General features: G+C 46.9%; 1 protein-coding gene. It reads left to right on the forward strand.

The window, feature by feature from the left end; all coding sequences use genetic code 11:
* Window positions 1-307, forward strand: a 307-nt coding sequence (locus A3738_RS10720) for a glycosyltransferase (protein WP_197473801.1), incomplete at both ends; no start/stop codon positions are given.

Genomic DNA, 307 nt, shown 5'->3' on the forward strand with positions numbered 1-307 from the left:
TGAAAACGTATTTGATGATGGCTGGCGGAACAGGTGGTCATGTATTTCCTGCTCTTGCAACGGCTAGAAAGTTACAAGAGCAAGGGGCGAATGTTGCTTGGCTTGGATCTAATGGTGGTTTCGAGCAGTCGGTCATTGAGAAACAGGGCATACCCTTTTATGGCATTAGCGTGAGCGGGCTAAGAGGCAAAGGCAAGCTTGCTCTTTTAAAGGCTCCATTCAACTTGGTGCATGCCTTAATTCAAGCTTTTGGTGTTCTCAATAAAGTGAAGCCGCATTTGGTCGTGGGAATGGGTGGATTTGCATC

It is taken from the genome of Oleiphilus sp. HI0066 (genome assembly GCF_001635725.1).